Source organism: Planctomycetota bacterium, from assembly GCA_038746835.1.
Lineage (GTDB): Bacteria > Planctomycetota > Phycisphaerae > Tepidisphaerales > Tepidisphaeraceae > JBCDKH01.
Window position 1 is genome coordinate 1 of the sequence record JBCDKH010000274.1, and the last position, 3,308, is coordinate 3,308.

The window sequence follows — 3,308 nt, forward strand, 5'->3', positions numbered from 1 at the left end:
CGCGTCGAGACGTCGGCGTCGTTGGGTGCAAAGTCGCTGCGGGCCGGCAGCAGAAGGACGTCGTCGAACGTGATGGCCTCGGCGACAATCTTGCCGGGCAGCGCTGCGGAGGGTTCCATGGACCACCCGTACCCAAACCCGGCATTGGCGTCAATACCGGACGATGCTGGTGGCATTCGGATTATGTGACGTGGACAACTTGGCGCGACGGCTTGCGTTGCCATTTCACCGGTTCATTCTGAGCGGTGACGCTGCTCCACCTGCCTCGCATGCTCCATTCCCGCCGCACCGATTGTCGCCTCGCCGCCGCCACCCGTTCCACGTTGGAGGCACTCGAAGGCCGACGCCTGCTCAGCCAGACGCCGTTCCTCGGCCAGCCACACGACGCCGGTGCCGTCATCGAGGCCGAGCACTACGACCTGGGCGATGCCTACTTCGAGACCGACAGCCGCGACCACGGCGGCATGAACACTCGCGGCGACGGCGTTGACATTGGCCGATCAGGCGGCAGGACCCGCGTCGGCTGGGCCGTCCACGGCGAGTGGCTGGAATACACCGTCCGCGTCGACAGCGCCGGCAGCTACGAGATTCTGTCGACCGCCGCCAGCGGCTACGGCGGCGGAAGCGTCGCCTTCGACGTCGACGGCGTTCGCGTCGGCTCGGCCGACATCAACCGCAACGGCTGGGGCCAGTTCAGTGAGACCTCCGCCGGCGAGGTTCAGCTGTCCGCCGGCGAGCACATCGTCCGCGCGACCTTCCTTCGCACTCCGGGCGGCGATGTCGGTGACTTCGACTCGTTCCGACTCAACCGCGTGGGCGGCACCGTCAATCCCGATCCCGATCCGACCCCGGATCCGGACCCGCAGCCCACCGGCCAGCAGCCGTATTCCGCGTCGCCCGCAACGCCCGGCCAAATCGAGGCCGAGTGGTTCGACGAAGGCGGCGAGGGCGTCGCTTACCACGAGATGTCGCCCGAGAACTACGGCGGCGACACGACTCGCCCGGGCGGCGTCGACGTCCGAAGCCGCGACGGCCGGACCAACGTCGGCTGGATCCGCTCGGGCGAATGGCTGGAGTACACCGTCGACGTCGCCATGTCTGGCAACTTCGGCTTCACCGCCGAGGTCGCAACGGCGGTGTCCGGCGCTCGCGTTACCGTCACGGTCGACGGCCTGGAGATCGCTTCGGGCGCCATCGATCAACGCGGCTGGAACGACTACAACACGCTCGACTTCGGCTCGATCGGCCTCAGCGCCGGTCGACACGTCTTCCGATTCACCTTCGAACAACCCAACGCCGGCGACGTCGGCAACTTCGATTACTTCACGCTCACGCACGAGGGCGACCACAACCACGGCGGCGGTGGGATGCCGATGCCGAGCGACCAGACGCCGTTCCACATGTCGCCCGCATCGCAGGGCACCATCGAGGCCGAGCACTTCGACAATGGCGGCGAGGGCGTCGCGTTCCACGAGATGACGGCCGAGAACTTCGGCGGCAACACCTTCCGCGATAACGGCGTCGACATCCGCACGTCCGGCGGTCGGACCTTCGTCGGCTGGGCGCAAACGGGCGAGTGGCTCGAATACACCGTCAACAACCTCCACCATGCCGACTTCGACCTGTCGGCCGTCGCCGCGACCGGCTTCGACGGGGCGATGCTGCACGCAACTGTCAATGGCCAGATGGTCGGCATGGCTCAGGTCCAGCGGAACGGCTGGGGCAACTTCAGCGAAGTCGCCATCGGCCGGTTCCACATGCACCCGGGCACGTATGTCATCCGCATCCAGTTCCACCGTGCGGGCGGTGGCGACGTGGCCGACCTGGACAGCATCACGATCACGCCCGCTGCCACCGGTCCCGACAACGGCTCGGGTCCGACCGTCGGCGGCGACATCTCAGCCACCAACTGGCATCACCATGGCACCTATCCGCGGGCCGTCATGGAGGGCATGACCGTCGACGCCGGCCACGAGACCTACATCTGGGGCGGCTACTTCGACCACTCGTGGGGCATCAGCCGGACCGGCTACGCCTTCAACCACATGACTGGACAGTGGCGACGCGTGGCCGACCTGCCGATCGAGATCACCCACGCGGGCGGCGTCGAGCACGACGGCAAGATCTACCTCTTCGGCGGGTTCAACGGAGCCGTCGGCAACCACAGCACCGACATCAGCGACAAGAGCTGGGTTTACGACATCGCGACCAACACCTTCAGCAGCTTCGTCAACTTGCCGTACAAGGTCAGCGGTCACGGCGTGGTCAAGGTCGGCAACCGCGTCCACATCCTCAGCGGCATGGAGCGCGAGAACTACGGCCCGATCATCCGCAACCTGAACAATCACGTCAGCCTCGACCTCGACAACCCGTCGGCCGGCTGGCGCACCGAGGCCGACACGCCCATCGCTCGCGACCACGTCTCGGCCGTCGTCGTCGATGACAACATCTACTTGCTCGGCGGGCAGATCAACGACAACGAGTGGACCGGCGCCATGGCCGACATGTGGGTCTACCACAGCCAGATGGGCCACTGGATGGAGCTGACGGCGATGCCCGAAGGTCGCGGCCACATCGACCAGTCGGTCGTCGTCTGGCAGAACCACCTGATCGTCGTCGCCGGCAATGGCAACGGCACGACGTGGGACACCTCGCCGACCGACACGGTCTTCGCGTACAGCATCGAGGACAACACCTGGTCGAGCCTGCCCGACCTGCCGGGCCGACGCTTCGGCACCAGCGCCTTCCTCGTCGGCGACACCTTGCACGCCATCGGCGGTGGCTACGGCGTGGCGAAAGACAACCACTGGACGACGACGCTGAGCCTCTCCTAGCACACCGTCACCCGGACTGCACGCTACCCCTACCGAAGCAAACACCGACGCACCGACGCACCGACGCACCGACGGACGGGTGTTCCGATGTTCCGACGTTTCGCGGTGAGCGTCAGCGAGCCTCTGGTTTCGACCGAAACGGTTCGCTGACGCTCACCGCTAATCCTTAGGTCGTGCCGACGCACGACCTATCGGTTGCTCGTCGATCACGACCTCCGCGTCCACGTCACCTTCGCGATGACCCGTCCCTCCTGACCCGCCAGGGTGTACGGGTGCGTTGTGATGGTCGCACGCTGCTGTCGGATGAGCGGCTGGGCGTCGCGCAGCTCCTCGCGCAGCCGCGGCCCCTTCATCGCCAGCATCATGCCGCCTTTCATCACCAGCGGCCGACACCACGCGAGCAGCTTGCTCATCGGCCCGGCGGCGCGGGTGACGACGTGGTCGAACTGCCCGTCGCGCCCCATCCGCTCCGCC

2 protein-coding genes are annotated in these 3,308 nt (G+C 66.7%); one reads left to right on the forward strand and one right to left on the reverse strand.

Annotation, left to right across the window (positions count from 1 at the left end; all coding sequences use genetic code 11):
* Positions 1-269: 269 nt before the first annotated feature.
* Entirely contained in the window at positions 270-2,834 is a 2,565-nt protein-coding gene (locus AAGI46_16475; protein MEM1013802.1) for a carbohydrate-binding protein, read from the forward strand.
* A gap of 206 nt (positions 2,835-3,040) precedes the next feature.
* Here the strand turns inward: AAGI46_16475 and AAGI46_16480 are convergent.
* On the reverse strand, positions 3,041-3,308 hold a 268-nt coding region (locus AAGI46_16480; GenBank protein ID MEM1013803.1), incomplete at its 5' end, for an RsmG family class I SAM-dependent methyltransferase.